At 57.7% G+C, this 25,719-nt stretch carries 28 protein-coding genes; 13 read left to right on the top strand and 15 right to left on the bottom strand.

All coding sequences use genetic code 11. The annotated features are described in order from the left end of the window. Positions 1–79 precede the first annotated feature (79 nt). A complete protein-coding gene (locus tag QPL98_RS05625; RefSeq protein ID WP_153740982.1) occupies positions 80–1,435 on the bottom strand; it encodes a dicarboxylate/amino acid:cation symporter in 1,356 nt (451 codons plus the stop codon). Positions 1,436–1,616: 181 nt separating this feature from the next. Here QPL98_RS05625 and QPL98_RS05620 point away from each other — a divergent pair, with 181 nt between their 5' ends. Together QPL98_RS05620 and QPL98_RS05615 are read left to right on the top strand one after the other, a co-directional pair. Then, the gene (locus QPL98_RS05620; protein ID WP_011786345.1) at positions 1,617–1,856 is read left to right on the top strand and encodes a TIGR02647 family protein; all 240 of its coding nucleotides are present in this window, start codon (positions 1,617–1,619) and stop codon (positions 1,854–1,856) included. Positions 1,857–1,951: 95 nt separating this feature from the next. Next, complete coding sequence (locus QPL98_RS05615; protein WP_303292873.1) at positions 1,952–2,848, top strand: DMT family transporter; 897 nt, start codon at positions 1,952–1,954, stop codon at positions 2,846–2,848. Positions 2,849–2,850: 2 nt separating this feature from the next. Here QPL98_RS05615 and QPL98_RS05610 read toward each other — a convergent pair whose 3' ends face one another. The 4 genes from QPL98_RS05610 to QPL98_RS05595 all read right to left on the bottom strand — a co-directional run bounded on the left by QPL98_RS05610 (position 2,851) and on the right by QPL98_RS05595 (position 6,098). After that, positions 2,851–3,027, bottom strand: coding sequence for a DUF1328 domain-containing protein (locus QPL98_RS05610; protein WP_011786343.1), 177 nt, complete (start codon positions 3,025–3,027; stop codon positions 2,851–2,853). 129 nt (positions 3,028–3,156) lie between these two features. Further along, entirely contained in the window at positions 3,157–3,612 is a 456-nt protein-coding gene (locus QPL98_RS05605; protein ID WP_199452390.1) for a hypothetical protein, read from the bottom strand. Next, a complete protein-coding gene (locus QPL98_RS05600; protein ID WP_303292872.1) occupies positions 3,612–5,270 on the bottom strand; it encodes a murein L,D-transpeptidase in 1,659 nt (552 codons plus the stop codon). Before QPL98_RS05600 ends, QPL98_RS05605 begins: the two co-directional genes overlap by 1 nt. A 162-nt stretch (positions 5,271–5,432) precedes the next feature. Continuing rightward, positions 5,433–6,098, bottom strand: a complete 666-nt coding sequence (locus QPL98_RS05595) for a hypothetical protein (protein ID WP_278350312.1) — start codon at positions 6,096–6,098, stop codon at positions 5,433–5,435. Between the two features lie 176 nt (positions 6,099–6,274). Here QPL98_RS05595 and QPL98_RS05590 point away from each other — a divergent pair, with 176 nt between their 5' ends. Continuing rightward, on the top strand, positions 6,275–6,934 hold the full coding sequence (locus QPL98_RS05590) for a protein-L-isoaspartate(D-aspartate) O-methyltransferase (RefSeq protein ID WP_303292871.1): 660 nt from the start codon (positions 6,275–6,277) through the stop codon (positions 6,932–6,934). A 13-nt stretch (positions 6,935–6,947) separates the two neighbouring features. Here the strand turns inward: QPL98_RS05590 and QPL98_RS05585 are convergent, their stop codons facing one another. Both QPL98_RS05585 and QPL98_RS05580 read right to left on the bottom strand, forming a co-directional pair. Next, positions 6,948–7,748: a DUF1338 domain-containing protein gene (locus tag QPL98_RS05585; protein ID WP_278350310.1), complete on the bottom strand. Its 801-nt coding sequence runs from the start codon at positions 7,746–7,748 to the stop codon at positions 6,948–6,950. Continuing rightward, on the bottom strand, positions 7,738–8,838 hold the full coding sequence (locus QPL98_RS05580; protein WP_011786332.1) for an arginine N-succinyltransferase: 1,101 nt from the start codon (positions 8,836–8,838) through the stop codon (positions 7,738–7,740). Before QPL98_RS05580 ends, QPL98_RS05585 begins: the two co-directional genes overlap by 11 nt. Before the next feature lie 115 nt (positions 8,839–8,953). On the opposite strand from QPL98_RS05580, the gene QPL98_RS05575 reads away from it, so the two are divergent. After that, on the top strand, positions 8,954–9,382 hold the full coding sequence (locus QPL98_RS05575; RefSeq protein ID WP_014422248.1) for an Lrp/AsnC family transcriptional regulator: 429 nt from the start codon (positions 8,954–8,956) through the stop codon (positions 9,380–9,382). Positions 9,383–9,697: 315 nt separating this feature from the next. Then, positions 9,698–11,380, top strand: a complete 1,683-nt coding sequence (locus QPL98_RS05570; RefSeq protein WP_183576608.1) for an AMP-binding protein — start codon at positions 9,698–9,700, stop codon at positions 11,378–11,380. Positions 11,381–11,465: 85 nt separating this feature from the next. Here QPL98_RS05570 and QPL98_RS05565 read toward each other — a convergent pair whose 3' ends face one another. After that, a complete protein-coding gene (locus QPL98_RS05565; RefSeq protein WP_014422246.1) occupies positions 11,466–11,660 on the bottom strand; it encodes a hypothetical protein in 195 nt (64 codons plus the stop codon). A 127-nt stretch (positions 11,661–11,787) separates the two neighbouring features. Between QPL98_RS05565 and QPL98_RS05560 the strand changes: the two genes are divergently transcribed. Continuing rightward, complete coding sequence (locus QPL98_RS05560; RefSeq protein ID WP_031210210.1) at positions 11,788–12,687, top strand: LysR family transcriptional regulator; 900 nt, start codon at positions 11,788–11,790, stop codon at positions 12,685–12,687. Between the two features lies 1 nt (position 12,688). Here the strand turns inward: QPL98_RS05560 and QPL98_RS05555 are convergent, their stop codons facing one another. Beyond that, positions 12,689–13,417 carry a lysozyme-like domain containing protein gene (locus QPL98_RS05555; RefSeq protein WP_303292870.1) on the bottom strand — a complete coding sequence of 243 codons (729 nt, stop codon included), beginning with the start codon at positions 13,415–13,417 and terminating at the stop codon, positions 12,689–12,691. 90 nt (positions 13,418–13,507) lie between these two features. On the opposite strand from QPL98_RS05555, the gene QPL98_RS05550 reads away from it, so the two are divergent. Beyond that, positions 13,508–14,335, top strand: a complete 828-nt coding sequence (locus QPL98_RS05550) for a DUF2059 domain-containing protein (protein WP_303292869.1) — start codon at positions 13,508–13,510, stop codon at positions 14,333–14,335. A gap of 57 nt (positions 14,336–14,392) precedes the next feature. Here the strand turns inward: QPL98_RS05550 and QPL98_RS05545 are convergent, their stop codons facing one another. Further along, positions 14,393–14,671, bottom strand: a complete 279-nt coding sequence (locus QPL98_RS05545; protein ID WP_008939100.1) for a peptidylprolyl isomerase — start codon at positions 14,669–14,671, stop codon at positions 14,393–14,395. 180 nt (positions 14,672–14,851) lie between these two features. Between QPL98_RS05545 and QPL98_RS05540 the strand changes: the two genes are divergently transcribed. Next, positions 14,852–16,438 carry an ABC-F family ATPase gene (locus tag QPL98_RS05540; protein ID WP_288033505.1) on the top strand — a complete coding sequence of 529 codons (1,587 nt, stop codon included), beginning with the start codon at positions 14,852–14,854 and terminating at the stop codon, positions 16,436–16,438. After that, positions 16,435–16,986, top strand: coding sequence for a DUF1415 domain-containing protein (locus tag QPL98_RS05535; RefSeq protein WP_303292868.1), 552 nt, complete (start codon positions 16,435–16,437; stop codon positions 16,984–16,986). The genes QPL98_RS05540 and QPL98_RS05535 overlap by 4 nt, the downstream gene beginning before the upstream one ends. A gap of 133 nt (positions 16,987–17,119) precedes the next feature. On the opposite strand, the gene QPL98_RS05530 is transcribed toward QPL98_RS05535, so the two are convergent. Together QPL98_RS05530 and QPL98_RS05525 are read right to left on the bottom strand one after the other, a co-directional pair. After that, positions 17,120–18,532, bottom strand: coding sequence for a sodium-dependent transporter (locus QPL98_RS05530; RefSeq protein WP_303292867.1), 1,413 nt, complete (start codon positions 18,530–18,532; stop codon positions 17,120–17,122). A 90-nt stretch (positions 18,533–18,622) separates the two neighbouring features. Further along, positions 18,623–19,720 (bottom strand): Glu/Leu/Phe/Val dehydrogenase dimerization domain-containing protein, encoded by a 1,098-nt coding sequence (locus QPL98_RS05525; protein ID WP_303292866.1) that lies wholly within the window; start codon positions 19,718–19,720, stop codon positions 18,623–18,625. 303 nt (positions 19,721–20,023) lie between these two features. On the opposite strand from QPL98_RS05525, the gene QPL98_RS05520 reads away from it, so the two are divergent. From QPL98_RS05520 to QPL98_RS05510, 3 genes are all read left to right on the top strand, one after another. Next, positions 20,024–20,770, top strand: a complete 747-nt coding sequence (locus QPL98_RS05520; RefSeq protein WP_303292865.1) for an AzlC family ABC transporter permease — start codon at positions 20,024–20,026, stop codon at positions 20,768–20,770. Further along, positions 20,760–21,071: an AzlD family protein gene (locus QPL98_RS05515; protein WP_011786320.1), complete on the top strand. Its 312-nt coding sequence runs from the start codon at positions 20,760–20,762 to the stop codon at positions 21,069–21,071. Before QPL98_RS05520 ends, QPL98_RS05515 begins: the two co-directional genes overlap by 11 nt. Before the next feature lie 85 nt (positions 21,072–21,156). Continuing rightward, complete coding sequence (locus QPL98_RS05510; protein WP_303292864.1) at positions 21,157–22,464, top strand: hypothetical protein; 1,308 nt, start codon at positions 21,157–21,159, stop codon at positions 22,462–22,464. A gap of 216 nt (positions 22,465–22,680) precedes the next feature. Here the strand turns inward: QPL98_RS05510 and QPL98_RS05505 are convergent, their stop codons facing one another. After that, entirely contained in the window at positions 22,681–23,454 is a 774-nt protein-coding gene (locus QPL98_RS05505) for a DUF3750 domain-containing protein (protein WP_303292863.1), read from the bottom strand. A 156-nt stretch (positions 23,455–23,610) separates the two neighbouring features. Between QPL98_RS05505 and QPL98_RS05500 the strand changes: the two genes are divergently transcribed. Beyond that, a complete protein-coding gene (locus tag QPL98_RS05500; RefSeq protein ID WP_014422233.1) occupies positions 23,611–23,826 on the top strand; it encodes a dodecin in 216 nt (71 codons plus the stop codon). 6 nt (positions 23,827–23,832) lie between these two features. On the opposite strand, the gene QPL98_RS05495 is transcribed toward QPL98_RS05500, so the two are convergent. Beyond that, entirely contained in the window at positions 23,833–24,495 is a 663-nt protein-coding gene (locus QPL98_RS05495; protein ID WP_303292862.1) for a hypothetical protein, read from the bottom strand. A gap of 47 nt (positions 24,496–24,542) precedes the next feature. After that, a complete protein-coding gene (locus QPL98_RS05490) occupies positions 24,543–25,709 on the bottom strand; it encodes a GNAT family N-acetyltransferase (protein WP_153740997.1) in 1,167 nt (388 codons plus the stop codon). Positions 25,710–25,719 lie beyond the last annotated feature (10 nt).

Below are 25,719 nucleotides of genomic sequence, written 5' to 3'. Positions count from 1 at the left end.
GTAGATGGCCGTTCAAGTGTAGGAGTTTCGTGCCTTCATGATACCGATTGTTCATGGGGTCACAAATTGGCCGTTGTCTTCAGGCATCGCCGGCAATCGGTCCGGCTGGCGGCGGAAGTCGCTTGCCCGACCAGTTCTCCAGCAGCCGGCAGGCAACCAGGTCGCCGGTCACATTGATGGCGGTTCGGCACATATCCAGGATTCGGTCCACGCCCATGATCAAGGCAATGCCTGCGGCTGGTACACCCACCGATTGCAGTACCATTGCCAGAATGACAATGCCGACCCCCGGGGTAGCCGGCGACCCTATGGAGGCACCTACTGCCATGGCGACCACCAGGGCCATACTGCCAACACTGAGGTCGATGCCGTAGACCTGGGCCAGGAAAACGGTCGCGACGGCCTGATAAAGCGCAGTGCCATTCATGTTGATGGTGGCGCCCAGGGGGATTACAAACTGGGAAACCGACGGGCGCACCCCCAGTTTGTCCTCTGCGGTGCGGATAGACAGGGGCATGACAGCGGCGGAGCTGGAGGTCGAAAATGCCAGCAGCAAGACATCACGGGTATCCCTCAGGAACTGCAGTGGCCGTACACCTGCCAGCAGTTTGAGAATGACCAGATAAAACCCCATCAGGACGGCGAGGCCGAACAGCACCGTTGCCACATACGAGGCCATGCCAATCATGGCACGAAAACCCAGGGTAGTCGTCAGTTGTGCCATCAGGCCAAACACGGCATAGGGGGCGAGGCGCATGGCCCAGCGAACCACGGTCATGCAGATTTGCTGCAGTGAATCGAGCAGGTCGAGCATCGGCTTGGCTTTGTCGCCCGACATACTGACCAGCGCAACGCCGATGATGATGGAGAAAATCACCACCTGCAGCATCTGCCCTTCCACCATGGCGTCCAGGGGGTTGCCGGGCAGAAGTCCAATCAGTGTCTGGGGGATGGCGTCCAGGCCGGGGATGTCGGCGGCCACCGGCGCGGCATCGGCTGGCGGTGTGGTCAGGCCGGTCATCAGATCTCCCGGGTTAACCAGGCCGCCCACCCAGAGGCCGATAGTGGCTGCAATGGCGGTTGTAATGACAAAAAACAGGGTAACCCGGGTACCCATTTTCCGGAGTTGTTCCAGGTTGTCGCTGGCGGCCAGTCCTCGCACCACCGAGGCAATCACCAGTGGTATGACGATCATCTGTATAGTGGCGAGGAAGAGCTGTCCCGGAAACGCCAGCCAGTTACCGATCAAGGTGCCCGTGTCCGGTTCGACCAGGCCGACCGAAGGACCAAGCAGGGTGCCCACCACCAGACCAAGCCCCATGCCAATGAGCACTTTAAGCCAAAGCCTGCCTTTGACCAGTGTGGCCAGGTAGACGCTCAGATGGCGCAAAGAACGAGGTGCATTGTCGGTGGTCTGAGCTGGTGTGTTATCCATGATCAACGTGTCCGTGTTGCCGTTTTTCTGTGCCGGTGACAGGCAGGGATCGGGCCTTTGAAGACAATAACTTTAGGATAGTCAGGCAAACTATGCATCTGGATCAATTTCTTTGTGATTCTGCTTCGGTCCACGACTGTTTGGGCTAAACTGCAGAGAACGCTGACCATAAGGAGCTTTTATGCCGTTCTCTCCGAACCACCTTGCTGAGCTGAACCTGTTACTGCAGTTTCCGTCCGCCTCTACCCAGGAGGGCATCAAGGTGCACGCTCACAGTGCGGCGCCGGAAACGCTGCGCGCGGCGGAATCCTTGTTTGCCAAAGGGCTGATAAGCCAGAAGGATGGTGGTTACCTGACCCCGCTTGGTTGCGAAGCGGTGGAGTTTACCCAGAAGCTTCAGACAATGCTCACCGCCCCATAGGGTGACTGTGTCTCTGTAATGGCAAGGCTGTACCTGTTCCCGGCCTGATTGGCCGGGTATAGTCGAGGCTCTTTTTCCAGCCTCTGCCGGTACTTATGCCACCGATCTATTACTCCTTTTTTGTGCCCGCCCTGTTTGTCTGGTTGTGGAGCACCGGGTTCATTGGCGCCAAGTATGGTCTGCCTTATGCGGAACCCTTTACCCTTCTGATGATCCGTATGTTGCTGACGCTGGTGCCGTTGGCAGTCCTCGCGGTGGCCATGAAATCCCGTTGGCCGGGCTGGCGTGGGGCCGGACATCTGGCGATTACCGGGTTGTTGGTGCAGGGAACCTATCTGGGCGGCGTGTTCTATGCCATCGATCAAGGCATGCCTTCGGGCCTGGTCTCACTGATTGTTGGTCTGCAACCGCTGGTAACGGCGCTGGCAGCGGTTCTGATTCTTCGTGAGTCGGTTGCTGGCAGGCAGTGGCTGGGGCTGGTCATGGGGCTGGCCGGTGTGGCGTTGGTGCTGGCGGAAAAGCTGGGCAGCGGTGCTAATGGCGGTAGTTTTTCACCGGTCACCATACTCTGGGCAGGCTTGTCGTTGATCGGCATTTCCCTGGGTACGGTCTATCAGAAGCGCTTCGGAACCGGAGTGGATCTGATATCGGGCACCATGATTCAGTATACGGCGGCTGCGGCGTTCTTCGCCATTGGTGCCTTCACCCTGGAGACCCGGCACATCGAATGGACACTGCAATTCCGTCTGGCCCTGGGATGGCTGGTGTTCGGGCTGTCGGTGAGTGCCATTCTGATTCTGATGTGGCTTATTCGTCGCGGTGCGGCTTCGCAGGTGGCCAGTCTGTTTTATCTGGTGCCACCGGTAACGGCACTGGAAGCTTTTATTCTGTTCAATGAGCGGTTGGGGCCGTTGGCCATTGCCGGGGGAGTGGTGGCGGTAGCCGGGGTGGCCCTCGTGGTTACCGGAGGGCCACGACCGTTAAATCGCTGATGCTATACCTTTGGCCCCTTACCGCGCAGGGCGTTAACGACCAGCGACACCACCAGAAGCACCAGAAAGACGAAAAACAGTATCTTCGCGAAGCCGGCTGCTGTGCCTGCAATACCGCCAAAACCCAGAATACCTGCGATCACTGCAATTACGAGACAAACAATAGCCCAATAGAGCATTTCGTGTCCTCCTTTCAAGGGTTGCTTTTTAACCGTGGCACAGGGCTTCCAGGTACGCAATTTTCAGCGGGTTTTGTGGAGGGATGGTAACGGCCCCGTCATTTGGCCATCGCCGCAATAGAGTTCTTTTCAGTCCGTTTTTCGGGTCGGAAACACCGACGTGGAGAGTGTTGGCTGGCAGCCAACCACCCCTCTTGCTTGCTCATGGGCATGCAGGTACCAACGCTGGCCGCCTTCCGGAAACGTGGTGCTGTCCACCTGAAACTCTGCGGTGCCCACGGTTGCAGGAATCGGAGTGCCATCGGCATGGCGGTAGACACAGCTGGTACCGAGGGTTACAGGCCGGGCAACGGGCAGCTCAATAAAGCCGTCGCTGCGCACGGTCGGCGCTTCTCCATTGATGTCGGTAATCTTCAGGCAGGGGCCAAAATGAATACGATCCTGGTCGCCGACGGGTTCCTCCAGACAGTGTGTGGCCTTGAGAAAAACAACATTACGGTTGGCCCCTTCCTTTGCGTTCGGAAGGTTCTGGCATCCGGACAGTACGATGGCCGAGATCGCCAGCATTGTAAGCTTCAGTCTCATCAGAGGCTCCTTGGTGTCAGTGACGCTTTACCCTCAGAATCTGCACGCAGTGCCTGCAGCAAACGGCGGTCACGATCATACACATCGTTCCGGAACTGGAGAACGCCGGCCGGATCAATCCAGGTGGTCCAGTATTGCAGGTACACAGGCACCGGTTCCGATAGCACTACGGTTGCCGGTTCGGCGGTTGCCAGGGTCTGCTCAATTCGCTTTTTGTTCCATCCGTTGGTGTTTGCCAGCAATCGTTCGGCCAGCTCAAAGGGGCGTTCCAGACGGATGCAGCCGGAACTCAGGGTTCGCTCCAGACGAGTGAACAGCGATTGCGCCGGTGTATCGTGGAGGTAGATATCGTACCGGTTCGGGAACATGAATTTGACCTGGCCCAGCGCATTCTGGGGGCCGGGCTGCTGAATCAGCTGGTAGGGAAAGTTGTTCTTCGAGAGTTTCGTCCAGTCGATTTCTGCTGGATCGACTTCGCTCTGGTTTGCGCCCCAGCCTCTGAAAACCTTGAAGCCCAGGCGCTCCAGATACTCCGGATCTGACCGTATGATCGGTAGCTGGTCTTCGATCATCAGCTTCCGGGGTACCGTCCAGGTCGGATTGAAAACCAGGTAGCGAATGCGATCGCTGAATACTGGCGTCTGCCGGTATGGCCTGCCAACAATTACCCGTTGGCGATGGACCTGCTCGCCGCTCTCTACGAGCACCAGCTCAAAACCGGCGATGTTAACGACGACATAGGTTTCTCCCAGGGATTCCGGTAACCACCGCCACCGTTCCAGGTTGGCGTCCAGGCGGTATATCCGTTCCAGGGGCAACAGGTTCAGCGCTGTCAGAGTGTCCCGGCCGACGATTCCATCTGGTTCCAGGCCGTGTCGGGCCTGGAATAAGGGGATCGCAGTGGCCAGGGCGTCGTCGTAGTGTTGGTGATTCGAGGCTTCTGGCGAGTCGCCGGAGAGGTCGCCCAGCATTGCCAGGCGACGACGAATGTCGGGTATGCGGTTATCGGTATCGCCTGGTCGGATACTTGGTCCCGAAACGATAGCCGGCCAGTCTGCGCCGATCAGCTCACCCAGCGCTTTACGTCGTTGTACCAGTTGATGGTAGGCCGCAGAGCGGGGTTTGAGATCCTGCAGAGTGGTGTAGACGGTGCCGCTGGCCAGGGCTTCGGACAAGACCGACTGCATCTCCCTTTGCTGGCGGTTGGCGGTCCATTCCGCATGGATGGTTGTGGGGTTGACCTTGCCGTGGTGCAGGTGGGACGCCAGTAGCAGGAAGGCATCCGAGAGCACAAGGTCAAGGTCGGTCTGTAATTCCTCGGCACTGTCATTCAGGTCTTTCAGGGCGAGTGCTGCAAGGGTGTCGTAGTGGTAGTCGCCGGGGCTGAGACCGTCACCGGCCACTGCCCGGATGGCTTCGAGTAATTCCCTGCGATTGCTCGGGTCCTCCCAGGCCAGCGTGTACCCTCTGGCTTCGTAGAATCGCGTCAGTGCTTCCTTGGCATATAGCCGGGATTCCAGCACCGATACCGGGTAACCAGCCTGCAGGGCTTCAATGCGGTTGATCAGTCCATCATTGCCCTGGGCCCTGGCCGGAACCGCAAGCACCAGAGCCAGGAGAAGCCAGTACAGGGTGAGTGGGTAACGAGCTTCCTGCATTCTGCGCCTCCATTGCGGTGTACGATCAAAGGCTGTCCCTGTGGTGTCCGTAATGCCTGGGCAGTCTATCTGACGGCAGTATAGCCTGATCGTTCAATCCCGGTAGGGGCAAATCGCGGTTGGCTTCTGCCGCCCGACGCTGCGGGCGGCAATGGCTGGGGCTTAGCCGGCGCGCCCAAACATACGTTCAAGGAAACCCAGTTCCCTGACATCGGGCACAGGCAGTTCATCCACCTGCTCCATGGCCTGGCGCCAGAATACCTCAGGGGTGTCCAGGTGCTCCACGGTCTTGCGTTCTTCCGGGCTGTAATGATTGTGTTCCCCGGTCATGCCGGCGTCGGCCAGGGACTCTGTCCAGAGGTAGATCGCCGAGCGGATGGTACGCAGCAGGCGGCAGTAAACTTCACGGCTGAGGTTGATCGCCAGTTCCGCCTTGAGGTTGATTTGCTTTTGCACATGGGCCATGTCGTCTTTGTCCAGCAACGCCCGATGACCATTGCCTTTCTTGCAGTTCAGGCACACCTGCTCCAGGGACTTGATGCCCTCCGGAAGGTTCAGGTGACCGTATTCCGCGGTCTGGCGCTCATCCACCGGCGCTGGAATCCAGCCGTACTGGGGTGATTTTGCAACAATGTGACCGGGCAGGTCGCGTCGGTAGGGCGGGGCCTTGTCCTTGTCGGTGTAGCCATCAAATTCTTCCCGCAACCAGGCCGCCATTTTCCGGTGGCGTAGCATGGTGGCGAGAGTAATGGCCGAGGGTACGATGTCCGTTAGCAGGTCGCTGGCGTCCTGGGTACGTTCCTGAAGATGATCCACGGATGTTGACATGGTCTGCGCTCCATTCGGGCCGGTTTATGGGCCCTGATCTTTTTGTTGTTGTCTGGTTCTCCTGTGTCGGTATCGGGAGTAACCTATGGTTAAAAAGTAGTCAGTCCCGGGTGTTCGCACTGTTGTAAAAAAGTTATGCCTTTGTAACGACAGGTAAGCATGAGGAGGGACGCCTTATGAACAAAGACGGACAAGATCTGAGTGATATCCGACGGGCCATGGTCCGGTGCCAGCTGGTGCCTCGGGGTATTTCCGATGGACGGGTGCTGGAGGCCATGGAGCGCGTGCCCAGAGAGCAGTTTGTCCCCGAACATCTGCGCTTCGAGGCTTATGAGGACCACCCGGTACCCATTGGCCAGGGTCAGACCATTTCTCAGCCCTACATCGTTGCCCTGATGGCAGAAGCTCTGTGTCTCAAGGGCCGCGAGCGAGTGCTCGATATTGGCACCGGTTCGGGCTACGCCGCCGCCGTCCTGGCCAGTCTCGCTCTGGAAGTTTTTTCCATTGAGCGTATTCCGGAACTGGCGGCCCAGGCGCGCAAGAATCTGGACCGAACAGGCTTCACCCAGGTGCATGTGAAATGCGCAGACGGTACGTTAGGCTGGACAGAGGCGGCGCCATTTGATGGCATCTGCGTGGCTGCCGGAGCCCCTGCGGTGCCGGCGGCCCTCAAGCAGCAACTGGCGGTCGGCGGGCGGCTGGTGATTCCGGTGGGCACAGAGGGCGGCCTTCAGGAACTGCTCTGCATCACCCGACTGTCGGATTCCGAGTATGAGCAGGCGAGCTACGGCGATGTTCGCTTTGTCCCGCTGCTGGGTGAGGAAGGCTGGCCCTGAAGCCTTCCCTGGTTTAACTATGGGTGCTCTCGAAAATCCGATCGGCGGAGGCGGCAACAAAACCGCTATAGAGTTTGCCGTTGGCCATTGGGTAGCGCTTGGCAAATTCGTAAAAGCAGCTCGGAATGACTGCGTCCTGGTCGCTAAAGTGCGCGGTAACACGGTCGGCCATAGTGGACGACTGTTCCAGGCAGTCCTGCGGTGAACCTTTCACTTCTCCACCACTGGCATTCACGGAAAAACCCTGTTCTTTCAGCAGCGTGTTGATGTCTGGTACCGAGTGAATCGTGTCCAGGTGGTTTATGCTCACGGTAAAGTGGTTGGCGCGATAGCCCCAGGCTGCCAGCCAGCCGGCGTATTCACTTTCCTCAAGAAACTGTCGATAGGTTGAGTAATCCAGATTCCAGTGTCGGCCTGAGTAGAGAAAGTCATCAGCCTGCACCCTTTTCGGGTCGATCTGGTCTACCAGACCCTGCACCACCGCTTGTAGCTGGTCTGAGCATTGTTCGACCAGCAGTTCGGAGATAAACACTTTTGGCACCTCCGGGTCCGGGTGCTCGTAATGCCGGGCGTATAGCTTCTTGGCTTCAAAATGGTATTCGCCACCGGGTTGGTAACCTAAAGCCAGAAAATGCGCAGCCAGGGCGTCCAGACCCACCGGCGCCAGGTTGAAGGTTCTCAGGGCGATGTGATCATTCACGATGGCGGTGTTCTCGCGCTCGGCCAGCAGGCCATGAATGCGGTCTGCCGAAGGTGTTACGGCCCGGTAGTCTTCCCAGAGCGCGCGAAACAGGGTGTCGACGTCAGAGTGCATAGTGAACCTCCGCAGAATCTGTGACATGGATTGAGGCCGCCGGAATGGCTTGCTGGCCCAGGGGCAGGGTTCGTACCGATGCGCCCACACTGAGGCCCAGCGCATCGGCCTGCTTGGTTGAAAGCTCGATCCGGCCGCTGGCCAGGGCGTGAATGTCTGTATTCACAACCATCGCTCGAAAGTCCTCGAGCCCGGTATTGGTCACAAGCACCGGGCGGCCTGTGTCTGGAAGGTGTTGGTTTCCGGTTGTGCTGATCTCTGCCGACATCAGTGCAGCTCCCCGGACACTACGGATGTTATCTGTCCGGCATTCAACGGTGGGGCCGGCGTCGAACAGATCCACCATTCCACGATGGCGGAACCCCTCTGCCTTAAGCATGGCCAGCGCGGGCCTGGTGTCCGGATGCACCTGACCGATGACAGCCCGGGCCGGGTTGCTCATCAAATGAGTGTAGAGCGGTAATGAGGGCATCAGGTCCTCGACGAAGTCCAGTGAACCGGCACCCGCCAGTTGCGTGACCTGGCTGAAATCCAGATCAATAAAGTGATCCCGCAGCCAGTCCCAGAAGGGCGACTGGCCGTGTTCATCGGCCACACCCCGCATCTGGGCAATGGCCAGGTTTGGAAAGCGGTCCAGATGTTGGGCGATGAAGGCGAAGCGGACTTTGGAGAGTAATTTGCCGGCATTGGCGCGGCGAAAAGCCGGGCGCAGATACAGTGAACAGAACTCCGTACAGTTCCGATAGTGCACGCAGCGGGTGAGCGCGCCCACGGAGCGCCGGAGCCCCAACTCTCTGGAGTGATGAGTGAGGGTGCTGTGGCGAAAATGGTAAAGCGGTTGCGACCGGCCGGTTCCAGAGGTAATGCCGGTTGTACCCATGATCTGCCCGGAAGTCTCCTCTTCAAGCACAAACAGGTAGCGTTGTTCGCTGTGGTCGACGGCCTGTGAGCGGAAGCTGCGAATTGAGCCCTCAATTTTTCGGGATAGCCGGTCTTTGTCCGGCATCAGGGAAGTAAATCCCGGGCCGGACTCGCAGGCTATCTCGTACAGATCGTTCAGGTCGTCATGACGAACCGGGCGAATAATCATGGCGGCACCTCAAAATTGTTTTTTATCAGTATGAGTGCGTAAGCCGCCGGTTTGCAGTGTCAGAATGTTCGAAATGATCTATTGTTTTGTTGAAATGATAAGTTTAGGGGTCAAAATGACAGAAAGTCGCGATCAGAAACTGCTTGCCCTGCTCCGGCGCAATGCCCGTACGAGTGTGACCGAACTGGCCAAAGCACTGCACGTGTCCCGATCGACGATTCAGAATCGCATTGCCAGGCTGGAGGCCAGCGGTGTCATTCGAGGCTATTCGGTGATCCTGGGAGGGGATTATCTGGAAGGGCAGGTGGAAGCCCACGTGTCTATCAAGGTCCGGCAGAAGCTGACCGCACGAACCAACACGGAACTGGAGCGTATCAGTCAGGTGGCACAGTTATTTGCCGTGAGCGGGGAATATGACCTTATAGCGATTGTCCAGGCCCGTACTCTGGAGGAGTTAAGTAAGGTGCTGGACGACATCGGCAATCTCGAAGGCGTCGAACGAACCAACTCAGCCGTCGTGCTGGAAACCCGCTTCAAACGTTAGCGTTTAACGGTCAGGAACCGAGCATGCCTGCCCAGGCGCTGTAGAGAAAGGCACCGGAACCGACCAGAATCAGGGCCCAGGCCGGAAAGATCAGAACAGAGCGCGTTGACGATTTCATAACGACCTCCTGAGGTGATGACAATCTTTACGCTGCAACTTTCAATCTAGACCAGACTTGACGGATGTCACGAAGTATTTTGAGTGACAGGTCTCAGATTCGAGCTAAACGGCCAATCACCGGGATTGTTATTGCTATTGAGGGGGCCGGAAAGTTGGCTAGTATGGAGAGGAAGAAAACAATAACAAGGACGCACAATGGCCGTAGATCCGAACAAGCAGACTTCGCTGCATTGCCTTTATTACTGGGCAGAGCATACTCCCGACAACGTTTTTTTGACCCAGCCCTACCCCGACGGGCGTGTTGAAGATATTACCTGGCGTGAAGCCGCCGACCAGGTGTCGCGCATGGCCGCCCACCTGAACACGCTGGGGCTGCCGCAGCGAAGCAATATCGGGATTCTGGGCAAAAACAGCGCCCACTGGATTCTGTCCGATCTGGCCATTTGGGCAGCAGGGCACGTCAGCGTGCCGCTCTATCCAACTCTGAATGGCGAGACCGCAGCCTATATTCTGGACCACAGTGAAGCTCAGATGCTGTTTCTCGGCAAACTCGACGGCACGGCCGATGGTTGGCATGACATCAAGGGCCATATTCCCGAGCAATTACCGATTATCTCGCTGCCGCTATCGCCTCGGGACGACACGCCCAAATGGCAGGACATTGTCGCCGAACAGTCCCCGGCGAAACCGAAACTGCCCGATCCCGATGATCTGGCCACCATTGTTTACACCTCTGGCAGTACCGGGCGGCCGAAAGGCGTGATGCACAGCTTCCGGACCATGATCTCGGTTGCCGACGGGCTGCAGCAGCTATTCCCCGTATCGGCCAGCGAACGTATGTTGTCCTATCTCCCCCTGGCCCATGTGGCCGAACGGGCGGCGGTAGAGACCCAGTCACTGTATTACGGTTTCCATCTGTACTTTGCCAACTCGCTGGATACCTTCCAGGAGGATCTGCAGCGGGCCCGGCCAACCCTGTTTTTCTCGGTGCCTCGCCTGTGGATGAAATTCTACCTGGGGGTGAATGCGAAGTTGCCGCCCAAGAAGCAGAAACTGCTGTTCAATATCCCGATTCTGAACACGCTGGTTAAGAAGAAGGTGCTCAAACAGCTGGGGCTGGATCATTGCCGGGCGGCACTCACCGGTGCGGCTCCGCTCTCGGCAGAGATCATCGGCTGGTACCGAAGCCTTGGTCTGGAGTTGCTGGAGGTCTACGGCATGTCGGAGAACTTCGGCTATTCCCATGCCAACCGTCCGGGCCAGGCCAAGGTGGGCACCGTTGGAATGGCCAACCCGGGTGTTGAACATCGGATTGGGGAGGGCGGCGAAGTTCAGGTGAGGAGCCCGGGCCAGATGCTCGGTTATTACAAGAACGAGGAAAAAACCCGGGAAGACCTGACGGATGACGGTTTTCTCAAAACCGGTGACATGGGTGAAATTGACCGTGATGGATGCCTGCGCATTACCGGGCGGGTTAAGGACCTGTTCAAAACCTCAAAGGGCAAATACGTGGTGCCGGTGCCTATCGAGAACCGGTTCAATCACCCCAAGGCGGAAGTGGTGTGTGTGGCCGGTGCCAACCAGCCCCAGCCGTGCCTGATGGTACTGCTTTCCGAGGAAGCCCGCGATGAACTGGAGCGGGGAGGCAGTCGCAGCGAGCTGGAACAAGAGCTGGCGGAGGAACTGGACTCCGTGAATGCGGAATGTGAGTCCCACGAAAAGGTGGCTTTTGTAGTCGTGGTGCGTGAACCCTGGACCATGGAAAACGGTATGCTCACACCCACCATGAAGATCAAACGCAATGTCATCGAGGATTTCTACAACCGCAAGATGGACGAGTGGTTTGAGCAGAAACGCAAAGTGATCTGGGAATTCTGACCAGGTACAAGCGAACAAAAAAACGCCGGCATGGAAACATGCCGGCGTTTTTTATTCAGCAACCCCGAAAGGCGTGCAGTCTGTTTTAGTGGCCGCCCTGAACCTGGGGCATATCCTGCGCCACGGCTACCGCCTTGCGATTGAAAATTCGCACCTTGCGGCTGATAAACTGCATCGCCTGCCTTGCGGCAGCGCGGGTATACTGGCGCCTGACCTCAGTACTGTTGTGGAGGATACTGGACGGCAGCGGTTTAACGGTTGCGATATGGTTCTGAGTCATAGCGCCTTCCTCCTTCATCTGGTGGATTGTTAGCGATCTATCTTTAATTTACGTTCAATTCTAAGGATTCTTTTTTGCAGCTTGAATACGTTAAAATCCGTACCCTTGTTGCAAATATGCAGTGATTATGGACTGGGATTATCTTCGATATATAAGGGCCCTTGCAATAGGCGGAACGCTTGCAAAAGCCGGTGAAATTCTGGGTGTTCACCAAACGACTGTTTTACGGCGACTTGATCAGATGGAAGAGTCGCTGGGGGTGCAGTTTTTTGAGCGTAACCAGAGCGGATTGCAGCTCACCCCCGTGGGAGAAATGGCCTTTCGGGAGGCTGAACGGCTGGCTACCGATATGGAAAACCTTGAGCGCAAACTGGTGGGGGATGATTCCGCACCGGTTGGCAAGGTTCGTGTGGCCGCTGAAGACGTGATGATGAATGAACTGCTCAGCCCGATTCTGGCCGAGATGGTGCGCACCTATCCCGAGATTGAGCTGGAAGTTCTCACCGATAACGATGTGGCTAATCTCAGCCACCGGGAAGCCGACCTTACCCTTCGGCCGGAGAACAAGCCCCAGGCAACGCTGGAGGGTGAACGGATTGCCGCAATCGAATCCGCGGTCTATGGCGCAGCAAAATACTGCCGCCGGCACAGGAACATGGATATTGAGAATCAGCCGGAAGGCTGTACCTGGATACTGCCAGACGAATCCTTTAGCCACCTGGCAACGGGGCGCTGGTACCGCAAACAGCTGAAAAATGTCACGTCGGTGATTCGCTGCAATAGCCTGCAGTCCATGCATGCCCTTGCCCGGGCCGGGGCAGGCCTGGCGGTGCTACCCTGTTACCTGGGCGACGCCACCAGGGAATTGCGGCGGCTGTCCGATCCTCTGGAGGGCGAAAGCATCGACCTCTGGCTCCATGTAAACCAGGATACCCAGCAGATGGCCCGGGTCAGAATGGTCATGGAGTTTCTGGTAGAGCGTTTGCAGGGTCTGGAATCGGTGATCGAGATTTCGGGAGCCCTGTAGCTCAGTCTTCAGCCGAGCAGAACGGCCAGAACTGGTACCAGCGCCAGCACTGGAACTCCGCTTCGCACTGCTGCAACTGGTTGTGGTAGCGGTAAGCCCTGGCCCGGACCCGGCTGGCCAGAGCCTGAAGCTGCGGCTTGCGGTCGAAGGAGCGCCGGGCATAGCCGGTTCTGCCTTCATGGTAGGCCAGGTACAGTTCCCTCGGGGCGGTATAGGGGATACCCAGTTGCTGGTGACTCAGGCGGTTATACCAGCCGACGAAATCCAGGGCATACTTCATATCGCTGCGCACCGTCAGCCAGTCACCATCGTTTGCTGCCAGGTATTCCTGCCAGGCTGGATCAAGCGCCTGGGCGTAACCGAAGGCTGTGGTTGGTCTTGCCCACGGAATCAGACCCCATAGCCGGGTACGCGGTGGTCTGGCATGGCTTCGAAACGATGATTCGTAATAGACAAAGGCCATCTGGGTGGCAATGGGGGTTCCCCAGCGCTGTTGCGACGCGCTGGCATAGTCGTACCAGACCGGATGCTCCCGGAAAATGTCGCAAAGATTTTCCGGTCTCGCCGGGGGATCCGGAGCCAGCAGGCTGAAGCGGAGCGTGGCCCAGATCCCGATCAGTAAGCCGGCCACCGGTGGCCCATACCATTTGGCCAGGCGACGCCAGCGTGCTTTTTCAGCCTTATGGCGGCCCTTTTTCTTTCGGCCTGACCTGTTGCGTATTCCTACCAAACTGTCATCTCCTGAACCCCTGGATTGCTTGCTGCCAGCCTTGGGCCCATGGCATAAGAGAGTCATTGCATTAGCCAGGATGATAGGTAAATGAAGCGATTGGCCCTAGTTAAACCTGTTTTAGTCGTTGCCATGCTTGGCGTCGGCTCAGCTCAGGCGGCCCCGGATGCCGCCAGTGTGCTCGAAGCCTCCCCGATTGACGACATTGTTGAGCAATACCCGGCGATGCTAAGCCAGGGTATTCGGGAAGGGCTGAAACAACGCGGTCAGGTGCCACCCATGGTGGCGGATACCGTTGGTTATGTGGTGAGCAGCAGTTTCAGCGCCGACAAAATTGAGCAACAGATCATTACCGATCTGCAAGCACAGCTCACGGACGAACAGCTTCAGGCGGTGAGTGAGTGGTACCAGACACCCGTCGCCCGGAAAATCTCGAACGCAGAGATTGCCGCCTCGGCGCCGGAAGCCTGGCCGCAGATACGGGCCCGCGCACCGGAATTGAATCGAAAGTACAAAGGCACTCGCAAAGCCGAGATGTTCGATCGATTCGACCGGGCCGCTCGGGCAACTGAAAGCGCGGTGGATACCACCATTGCTGTCCAGCTGGGGTTGGCCACCGCCATGTCGGCGCTCAGTAGCGAATCAATGCACTATGAACAGCTGGAGCGCCGTATCGAAAACCAGCGAGGAATGCTTCGGGGTGTGGTTGGCCAGCAGGTCTACGACAGCTATCTTTATACCTACGACAAGATCAGCGCCCAGGAGCTGGCAATGTACCTGGACTTCCTGGAAAGCCCCGCCGGTAAGCAGTTTTCTCAGGTTGTGACCAGCAGTATTCAGCAGGCCATCATGGAGCCTGTCGAGAGCATTGGACGGCAGATATCGAGGTTTATGGCACCGCCGGCAGGGTCAGAATAGGACGCACTCCGGCCGGCGTCGGAGATATCCCGAACACCGGCCGGGCCGATCATCGGATCAGCTGCGGCTGGTGACTTCCAGCAGGTGGTAGCCAAACTGGGTCTTGATGGGGCCGATCACAGTATTGAGCTCGCTGTTGAAAACGGCTTTGTCGAACTCCGGAACCATCTGGCCCGGCCCGAAAGAACCCAGGTCGCCGCCGTTACGGCCGGAAGGGCAGGACGAGTGCTGCTTGGCGACTTCGGCGAAATCCTGGCCACCTTCGATGGCTTTCTTCAGTTCCTCACACTTGGCTTCACTGTCTACCAGAATGTGGCGTGCGGTTGCTTGTGCCATGATCAATTTCCTGTCGTTGGGTGAATGGAACACAGACCGGAATGCTGCCCGCAGCGGCGCCCTGAGGCAAGTGGTTTTTGTCCGTGTTTCTGCGGCCTCACAGTCTCTGGTGCAAACCTGTACAATGCCGGCTTTCTTTTCGCCGGCTCTCGTCGGCCCTTACTTCGACAGGTTTGTTTCTTGATTTCCACCGCCAATCTCACCATGCAGTTCGGGGCTCGGCCCCTGTTTGAAAATGTGTCCGCCAAGTTCGGCAACGGCAACCGTTACGGCCTGATCGGGGCCAACGGCTGCGGCAAATCCACCCTGATGAAAATTCTGGGTGGTGATCTGGAGCCATCGGCGGGCCAGGTTATGCTGGAACCGAATACCCGGCTGGGTAAGCTCCGTCAGGATCAGTTTGCCTATGAACAGTGCTCAGTGATCGACACTGTGATTATGGGCCACGAAGAACTCTGGAATGTGAAAAAAGAGCGGGACCGCATTTACTCGCTGCCGGAGATGAGTGAGGAAGACGGTATGGCCGTGGCAGACCTGGAAGTGCAGTTTGCCGAAATGGATGGCTACACCGCGGAATCCCGAGCCGGTGAGTTGCTGCTGGGCCTGGATATTCCACTGGAGCAGCATAACGGCCCCATGAGTGCTCTGGCGCCGGGCTGGAAACTGCGTGTGCTGCTGGCACAGGCTCTGTTTTCTGACCCCGACGTATTGTTGCTGGATGAGCCCACCAACCACCTGGACATCAACACCATCCGCTGGCTGGAAAACATCCTGGTGGCCCGTAACAGCACCATGATCATCATCTCTCACGACCGTCACTTCCTGAACAGTGTGTGTACCCACATGGCGGACCTGGATTATGGTGAGCTGCGCCTGTTCCCGGGCAACTACGACGAATACATGACCGCCGCCACCCAGGCCCGCGAGCGCATGCTGTCAGATAACGCCAAGAAGAAGGCCCAGATTGCCGAACTGCAGCAGTTTGTCAGCCGCTTCTCGGCCAACGCCTCCAAGGCCAAACAGGCTACCTCCCGCGCACGCCAGATCGACAAGATCCAGCTGGAAGAGGTGAAGCCCTCCAGTCGCGTGAGTCCCTTTATCCGCTTCGAGCAGGGCAAGAAGCTGCATCGTCAGGCCGTGACTCTGAAAGGTCTGACCAAGGGCTTTGACGAGGGCCCCCTGTTCAAAAACCTGGATCTGCAGATTGAAGCGGGAGAACGCGTGGCTGTTATTGGCCCGAACGGGATTGGTAAAACCACACTCCTGCAATGCCTGGCTGGCGCTTATGAGCCAGATTCCGGCGAGGTGAAGTGGACCGACAGTGCCGAGGTTGGATATTTCGCACAGGACCACACCGCGGATTTTGCCCGCGACGAGACCCTCACCGACTGGATGGCGCAATGGACCACCGGCGGCGAACAATTAGTGCGCGGCACGCTGGGGCGAATGCTGTTTTCCGGTGATGATATTGGCAAGTCTGTAAAGGTAATCTCGGGGGGGGAGCAGGGCCGCATGCTGTTCGGCAAACTGATCCTTCAGAAACCGAATGTGATGCTGATGGACGAGCCCACCAACCACCTGGATATGGAGTCTATCGAGGCTTTGAACCTGGCGTTGGAGAACTATCCGGGAACGCTGATTTTCGTAAGCCATGATCGTGAGTTTGTCTCTTCGCTGGCGACGCGGATTATTGAGCTCACGGCTGATGGGGTGACTGACTTCAGTGGCTCCTATGACGATTATCTTCGGAGCCAGGGCTACCTATGAATGAATCACAGGTTGTAAGCGCCAGCCGGCAATGGGTTGAAGAAGTGGTGGTTGGTTACAACCTCTGCCCCTTCGCCAGGCGCGAGTTGGTCAAGAACCGCGTGCGTTTTGTCGTCAGCGAGGCGGAGAACGAGGATGAGCTTTTACAGGCGTTGCAGTCAGAGTTGCAGCGCCTGGAAGATGAGCCGGACGTCGAAACCACGTTGTTGATCCATCCTGGTGTGTTGCAGGATTTTTTCGCCTACAACGAATTTCTCGATGCCGCGGATGCCTTGCTGAGCTATCTGGAGCTGGAAGGTGTCTTTCAGGTTGCCAGTTTCCATCCGGACTATCAGTTCGCCGGCACCGATGCAGAGGCCGCGGAAAACTACACCAATCGATCACCGTACCCCATGCTGCACCTGTTGCGCGAGGCTAGTCTGGAATCGGCTATCGATAACTATCCGGACGTGGATGGCATTCCTGACCGGAATATTGCGTTGATGAATGAGCTCGGTGCGGAGAAGATGCGTACTATTCTGAAACGGTGCACCGACGCCAAAACCTGACATTCCGAGCCACTGAGTTGTAACGGCAATGACTGAGCATCGAGCCCGTCCCACCACTACATTTTGGATCTGAAACTGAACGCGAGGATCGGGGAGACCCTGAAGGCCTCCCTCGATCAGTTGTGAGCGTTATTTACATCAGGTTGTAGATGAACACCACGCCCACCGCAATCGGGGTGATGAAGCGCACGGTGACAAACCACAGGTTGAATGTACCCGGTGACAGGGCCAGCTCCTTCTCCATGGCCGGTTTCGACATCACCCAGCCCGCCATCAACGCGACCAGTAGCCCGCCCAGCGGTAGCAGGATGTTGGCGGTGAAGAAGTCCAGCAGGTCGAAGATGGTTTTGCCTTCCAGCATCGGGATGAAGCCCAGTGGTGCGAAATCCGCCCACAGGTTCAGCGACAGAATAGAGGCAATACCCAGAGCCCAGCACACCACACCGGCACCCAGCGTACTGACGGTGCGGTTCATGCCTTTTTGTTCTTCCAGCCATTCAACGATCGGTTCCAGCAGGGAAATGCCAGAGGTCCAGGCGGCGAAAATCAGGAGTACAAAGAAAAGGGTGCCGAACAGTGAGCCCATGGGCATCTGACCGAAGGCCAGGGGCAGGGTCTGGAAAATCAGGCCAGGGCCAGCACCTGGCTCGAGGCCGTTGGCAAAGACGATCGGGAAAATGGCCAGGCCGGCCAGCAAGGCGACACCGGTATCAATCACCGAGACGGTAATGGAGGTTTTGGCGATGGAAATCTTCTTGGGCAGGTAGGAGCCATAAGCCATCATCACCGCCATACCCAGGCTCAGAGTAAAGAATGCGTGTCCCAGTGCCACTAGTACGCCGGAGGTGGTGAGCTTGGAGAAGTCCGGCTGGAACAGGAAGGCTGCCGCCTGGCCAAAGTGGCCGGTGGTCATGGCGTAGCCGACCACAATCAGTAGCAGTACAAACAGTGCCGGCATCAGAATGCTGACGGCTCGCTCCAGGCCGGAGCGCACACCTTTCGCCACCACCAGCATCACCAGGGCCATAAACACCGTGTGCCACAGCAACAGGGTGCCGGGATTGCTCAGCAGGCCGGAGAAAATCGCACCCACGGCATCTGCGGTCTGGCCGGAGAGCTGGCCGCTGGCGGTGGTGCCAACGTAGGAAATGGCCCAGCCACCAATCACCGAGTAAAACGACAGAATCAGGAAGCCTGCAAGAATGCCCACGGCGCCGACCAGTTTCCAGGCCGGGTTCAGTCCGTCCCGCTGGGCAATGGCTTTGATGCTGTTAACCGGGCTGTGGCCACCACGACGACCGATCATCACCTCGGCCATCATGATGGGTATACCGATGATGGCGATGCACAGCAGGTACACCAGCACAAAAGCGCCACCGCCGTTTTCGCCGGTTACGTAGGGGAATTTCCAGATGTTTCCGAGGCCCACAGCGGAACCGGTGGCCGCGAGGATGAACGCGAACCGTGATGACCAGAGCCCGCGCTGGGCATTGGAGCCCTCAAGGCTGCCGGAATAGGCAGCAGAACCGGATGATGAGACAGACATGGTTTTCTCCCGAAGGTCTTGTTGTTGTTACTGGGGTTAAAAATGGAGCCGCAGAGACTGCGGCTCCCAAGGGGAAGCACCGGTGTCAGGTTATCCGGTGCGAGACAGCCGCTGGGGCGCCAGCCCAGCACCCGCGGCATGCTTGGTGAACCGCTCTTCAGCCAGTTCATTGGCGATTTCACCGGTAGGGAGCCCGGTGCGGTCAGAACGGTTAAAAATTTCGGTCAGGGTGTCGCCGATGGTTTCCACATGGGCGCGCACTTTTTCCGGGGATGCCCCTGTGCGTTCGTAGAACACATCAATGATGCCGCCGGCGTTAATCGCGAAGTCCGGAGCGTACAGAATGCCCCGCTGTTTCAGTGCCGCGTCGTGTTCCGGGCGATCCAGCAGGTTATTGGCCGCCCCTGCAACGATACCGGCGCGAATGGCAGGAATACTACGGTCGTTCAGGACGGCGCCCATGGCGCAGGGTGCGATAACATCCACGGGCAGAGTCAGTATGTCTTCCGCCGAGGCGGCGTGTGCACCGAGCTGGTCGACAGCCCGCTGCATGTTGTCGGTGTGAATATCGTTCACCCAGAGTTCAGCGCCAGCGTCTTTCAGGTGTTGGGCCAGACGGAACCCGACATTACCGATGCCCTGGATGGCCACTTTCAGGCCGGTGAGGTCATCGCTGCCGAGCCGGTGTTTTACTGCCGCTTTGAGGCCAACAAAGGTGCCGTAGGCGGTAACAGGAGAAGGGTCTCCGTTACTGGGGTTGCCATCGAATCCGGTGCGGTAGGCAACGCCGGCCACATGGCGGGTATGGCGCCCCATCACTTTCAGATCCGGCACGCTGGTGCCGGAGTCCTCGGCGGCAATGTACTGGCCCCCCAGGCTTTCCAGGTGCTTGCCCATAGCTTCCAGCAGGGCTTGCGTCTTGTGCTTTCGCGGATCGCCAATTATCACCGATTTGCCGCCACCCAGGTCCAGATTGGCCAGGGCCGATTTGTAGGTCATGCCCCTGGACAGGCGAAGCGCATCCCGCACAGCTTCTTCATCACTGGCATAGGGAAACATTCGGCAACCGCCTAAAGCGGGGCCGCGGGAGGTGTTGTGAATAGCGACAATGGCTTTGAGGCCGGTTTCGGCATCGCAGAAAAACGACAGGTGTTCGTGGTGATCGAACTCCGGATGGCTGAACAGCATGTTGAAATCCTCTCCCGTGCAGCCGGATCCCGGCGGCAGGTTCTGTCTTGTTTTTGTCGGTCTGGCTTGTGGCCAGCGTGTCGATTTCAGGTGTCCTCCCGAAGGATTGGTCGGGCTGCCCTTTTGGGGCTGGACGAAATTCAAGCTAATTCAAGTTTACGTGAACGTCAACCGTGGAGGCCGTCGGAATTGTGACCTTGTTTGATTTAATCATCTAACTGCCTGAGCGTCGGTAAGAAAAAAATCGCCTGATGGTGGTTTCTACCTATACGCGTTTTGCACTATCCGGCTTAGCTTCTTCAGATGTCTGTCGCCTCCTATCCTTATCAGTTCGATTCGCGGAAAGTCCGATCCGAGTTCTTCCGCCTGCTTCCCATCTCATTATTTGTGGTGGCGTTTGGTGCTGCCTTTGGCCTGGCCGCCATTCAGGAAGGACTGACGCCGCTGCAGTCGATTCTCATGAGCACGACCGTGTTTGCCGGCGCTTCGCAGTTTGCGGCGGTGGATATCTGGGGCGCTGAGGTGTCGGTTCTGCCATTGATTGCCGTGGTTTTCGCCATCAATTCCCGGCACTTGCTGATGGGCGCCTCGCTTTACCCGATGCTGAGAGAAGTCTCGCCCGGACACCGCTACGCGCTTTTATTGTTGCTCACAGATGCCAACTGGGCGGTCTCGGCCCAGGATTACCAGAATGGCAGGCGAAACCTTGAAGTGATTATCGGTGGTGGCCTGGTGCTGTGGCTGGCCTGGATTGTGGGTACAGCCCTGGGCGTCTACTTCGGTGGTTTGTTACAGAACCCCAAGGCATTCGGGCTGGATATGGTTCTGGGTTGTTTCCTGCTGGCCATGGCTTTGGGCGGTAAGAAAACTCCACGGGTGCTGGTCGCCTGGTGCGTTGCCGGCGCGGCCTCCCTTGCCGCCTGGAAGTGGCTGCCACCCAATATGCACGTGGTGGTTGGCGCAATCGCCGGTGGTTTGGTCGGCTTGCTCTGGTTGGAACCAAAATCCGCGGTGGCGGATAACCAGCGGGAGGTGACCGGTGACCATTGAAACCACAACCCTTGGCGTGATGGCGCTGATCACCATCATGACCTTGGTAACTCTGATTACCCGTTTTGGCGGTGTGTTTGTGATGTCGTTTGTACGCATCAATCCGCGGGTGGAGAGTTTCATCAATACCATGGCCAGCTCGGTGCTGATCGCCATCATCGTTCCCATGGCGGTGGCCGGCGATCCGGGCGCGCTGGCGGCACTGGTGGCCACGGCGGTTGCCATGCTGGTGCTCCACAAGCCGCTTCCTGCTATTGCTATTGGCCTGCTGGCCGCCGCAACGGTTCGTTATTGGCTCTGAGTTTATTGGCGGTCGTGGTTAAAAACTGCTCAAGTTTCTGGTGGTAGTGCCGTTAAGTGACCCAGTGTCACTGAGGTACCGCACCATGATTTCATCCAGCCAGATTTCCCTGTTCCAGGACAGCAGCCGCCAGGTATCGGCGTTCGACAGCTCCCAGCTGAGAATCCGCCAGTCTGCCGCCCCGGTACCGGAAGGGCAGACTAACCGGGGCACCGAGTTGTCATTGTTCCGGCAGGCGGCCTATCGCTACAGCAGCCAGGAACAGATGGCGTTTTCCAGCACCAGTGAGGTGACTGGAGACAACCGAGCGGCCACCTTCACCAGTTCGGAACTGGTCGAAAAGTCTTCAGAGCTGTTCCTGATGGGGCAGCAGGCGCTGACGGTTAGCCGCGCCGCCCTGGGGGGCGAAGCGGCTGCGGAATCGCCGAAGAGCCTGTCGGTTTCTGCCGGTCGCTATATGTTCTACTCCGAAAGCGAAACCCGCAGCTTCGCGTCGACTGGCAGCATCACCCTCGACAATGGTGAAACCATCGACTTTACCCTGTCGCTCAGACAGTCACAGTCCCGCAGCTATGAATACTCCGAGCTGATCCAGATTCAGGAGCGTCCCCTGACCGATCCGCTGGTGATCAACTTCGGCGCTTCTACCGTGCGACTGACCGACACCCTGTTTGAATTCGACATGACCGGCAACGGCGAGACTGCCCAGTTCGCCTCTCTGGGGGCGGGCAGCGGATATCTGGTTTTTGACCGCAATGGCAACGGTAAAGTGGACGATGGCAGCGAATTGTTTGGCCCGGAGAGTGGATCTGGCTTCAGCGAGCTGGCCGCGTTTGATGACGACGGGAATCGCTGGATAGACGCTAACGATGAGATATTCCAGTCCCTGTCGGTGTGGGTACAGACAGCTGATGGCGGCCAGGATCTTCGTTCACTGGCGGAGGTTGGGGTCCAGGCTCTGTACGTTGACAGTGTGGACGACCGCTTCACCCTGACCAATCCTCAGGGCGTGCCTCTGGGCCAGATCAAGGCCTCCGGTATTTACCTGACCACTGACGGTGAAGTCCGCACTCTGGAAGAACTGGACCTGGCGGAGCAGAACACCGAGTCGGCCCCGGCGGTGGAAACCGTTCTTGGGGTTCGTAACGCTGAACCCGAGATGAGCGGCGCAGCTTCTGCACGAGAGGAAGCGATCCGCAATGCCATAGAAAAACTGAACGAAATTCGTGAGAAGCAGCAGGTGTTTATTGAGGCTTCAAAAGAGCAGGGCGAAGAAAAGTCCCCGCTGGATGGTTATCTGAAGATCATTGATAAATTGCGGCTGGAGTTGCTGAACAGCCAGGATGAGAAGAAGCAGGCAGCCAGTCGGTATCTGGAATTCGCCAAGCTTTGAACTTGATGCCGAAGCTGAGCCAGCTCTGGGTTGGGGGTGGCCTCCCAAAAACCGCTACAAGCACCCGCAATCGGGTCCAGCCAGCAATCACAGATTGCTGTCGTTCGGCTGCGTATGAAGCTTCGATTCATAAACACTTGCCTTACCCATGTGCGCTTCTCTCCGGCCATCCATGGCCTCCCACATTTTTGGGAGGCCACCCCCAACCCAGAGCCCCTAGCGCGCGGTTTCTTCGGGCATCGGGTTGGTGTCAAGCAAGGCCAGCTCGCCGAGTCCCGGTAATTTGATACCCAGCGCCATGGGATTGATACCCAGCGACAACCCCAGAATATTCACTTCCAGACCCTCTCGAACCCCGGCCAAGACACCGAAATATCCACCCAGGGATAGCTGATAGCCCGCGCCACCGGGGCTTGGGGCAACCAGCCGGTCCCCCAGGTAGTCCTTGCCGATGGCATGGCTGGGCAGGGCTACGTCGAGCCCCGGCGTTTCCCGTATCACCCAGGCTACGAAGGTATTGCTGTTTGGCCCCGGCCAGGCTTCGTATTGGGTGGGGTAGGGATAGTTTTCCACTGCCTGGTAGATCTGCGGAATCAGGGTCGCGGCTTTCTCTCCCCGGATGTCTGCATACAATTCCGGCCTGGCGCCGTACCAGTGCCTGTCCGGGTCGCCGGGGCGGGAATTGACCACGTAGTTGCGCCAGCCGGTGACCTCGTGCACCTGATAATAATCAGCGCCCTGTTCTTTGGTAGCAATCCAGGTATGAACCGCAAAGTAACCTCGCCAGCTCCAGGCGCGCGCCCCGTAGACCTGGACAATGGCTTCTTCCACCTGTTCCGGTCGGGGCGTGATGCCGGCGCTTTCCCTGCTGGCGGTACGCCAGCTCTCCGCAACCTCAAGGCTGCTGCTGGCGGCCAACAGAAGGGGGCCGCCCAGGAGCAACAGCAGGGCGCTAAGCAGGCCGGCGGCGTATTTGAGTAGTCGTTTCATGCACAGGTCCGGTTCGAGTATTTGCAGCATGCTACAGGCAAGATGATACGCCTTTTGAAGGCCGGTGGATGAAGTGGATTAACGAACGGTAGTTTGCCCAAGCTCGTGCTGGCTTCTAGGCTCATGGTATAGATTCTGCGCAAACAGGAGACCGTCATGTCTGATCACCATGTCTACAAAAAAGTGGAGATCGTAGGCTCGTCAAAGACGAGCATTGAAGATGCCATTCAGAACGCGCTGGATGAGTGCGGGAAGAGTATTCGCAATATGGAGTGGTTCGAGGTAACGGAAACCCGTGGCCATATTGTCGACGGAAAGGTGGGGCATTATCAGGTGGGCCTGAAAATTGGTTTCCGGATTGCCGACAGCTAAACAAGTTTAGCCACTTCGTATGGCGCGGTGCCGGATGGTGGTCACCAGGTGATTCAAAAGTTCCCGCGCCTCGCCGTCATGCAGGCTGTGAAATTTGTCGTGCAGGACTCTCCGGTCGTGATCGGAAGCGCCGTGCCGGACTTCTTTCACCAGGTCCAGGTACTGGCAGGCAGCGAGGTGGGCCTTGATTTCCACGTCAATGATCCGGGTGAGCAGTTCATCCACCGTTTCGTGGCAGAAGGGGCGGTGCTGGTTCAGGTGATTTCGGGCGTCCAGCGCAGCGTTTCTGGCCTCCAGACGTAAGTCGTTGGCGGATTCACCGGTTTCGACGGTTCGCAGAAACTGCCCCAGGCGTTCGTGCAGATGCCAGATGGCCGGCCAGGTCTTCTGGTAGGCTTCCATTTCGGTTTGGTAACGGGTCTGATCCAGTAAAGAATGGCTGGTCGACGGGCTGTGATCTGAGCGGTTGAACTGGCTGACCCGGATGTCATCCATTTCACGCCAGAGGGTGTCTGACCTTTCCCTCAATGCGTTGAGCTGGCTCTGGTTTTTGTTCCGTAACCGGGCCGCCAGTATCAGGCTGAGCAGCGCCAGCACGAAGGCGCCCATTGCCACCATCAGGGGTGGGTCCAGTGAGGTGAGTATGCTTGCTGGCAGACCGGTATCCATGGCCGTTCACCTGATTGAAGTCCTGTCCTGGTCAATCAGTATACAGACTATTGCGGCGTTTGTTGTTTAAACGGCAGTAAGGTTTCCGCCTCGGCAAAATACCCTTGTACCTGCTCTGCTTCTTCCCGGGTGAAGTTGGCAATGGCGTCCCGGAATCCCGGATGCTGTATGCCGTGCCAGGAGTGGGTGATCACCGGTTCAAACCCCCGAACCAGTTTGTGCTCGCCCTGGGCGCCGGCATCAAACTGTGTCAGCCCAAGCGCCAGCGCCAGCTCGATTCCCTGGTAGTAACAGGTCTCGAAATGCAGGTGATTGTACTCGTCCAGGCAGCCCCAATACCGGCCGTAAAGTGTGGTTTTTCCCGCCAGAAACAGAGCCCCGGCAATCATTTCGCCCTGTTTGACCGCCATGATCACGTGCATATGCTCGGGTAGCCGTTCTCTCAGCAATTCGAAAAAACGTTTGTTCAGGTAAGGTCTCTGACCCCGTTTCAGGTAGGTGGCCTGGTAGAACACATAAAAGGCGGCCAGAACCTGGTCTGGAATATCCTTGCCATGGAAGCGGGCAAAGGTGATGCCCTGTTCCGCCACATGCCGGCGTTCCTTGCGGATGGATTTACGCTTGCGGGAATTCAATGCTGCCAGATAATCCTCGAAGCTGCGGTAATTGTGGTTGTGCCAGTGGAATTGGCAGCCGATGCGATGCAGTTCATCGTCATGCGCCAGCAGTTGCTGGTCCTCGGCGTTGGGAAACAGTAAGTGCCAGGAGTGTGCGCCCAGTTGGTGTGTCAGGGTATCCAGCAAGTCGTGCAGGCGTTCGGGTGTCAGCTGTCGTCGCCCCCCGGTGTCCAGCAACAGTCGAGGTCCGGCAGAAGGCGTGAACGGAATGGCGATCAACAGCTTTGGATAATAGGGCAGGCCGTATCGCTGGTAGGCGTCGGCCCAGGCCCAGTCGAACACATATTCACCCATAGAGTGGGTTTTCAGGTAGGCGGGGGCCAGGCCTGCAATCCGGCCTTCGTGTTTGAATACCAGGTGGCTGGGTGTCCAGCCCGTTTCGGTGCGGGTACAGCCGCTCTCTTCCAGTGCCTGAAAGAATTCGTATCGAAGAAACGGGTTGGAGACCCCCGCCAGTCGTTGCCAGTCCGATTTCGGGATGTCGGCAATACTGGCTCGGGTCTCCAGAGTGAGTTCGCGTGGCGCGTTTTCTGACATGGTTGGTTTC

Source organism: Marinobacter sp. ST-43 (assembly GCF_030541085.1).
Taxonomy (GTDB): domain Bacteria; phylum Pseudomonadota; class Gammaproteobacteria; order Pseudomonadales; family Oleiphilaceae; genus Marinobacter; species Marinobacter nauticus.
The sequence above is the reverse complement of the archived record's forward strand: the minus strand, read 5'-3'. Positions and strand labels throughout refer to the sequence as shown.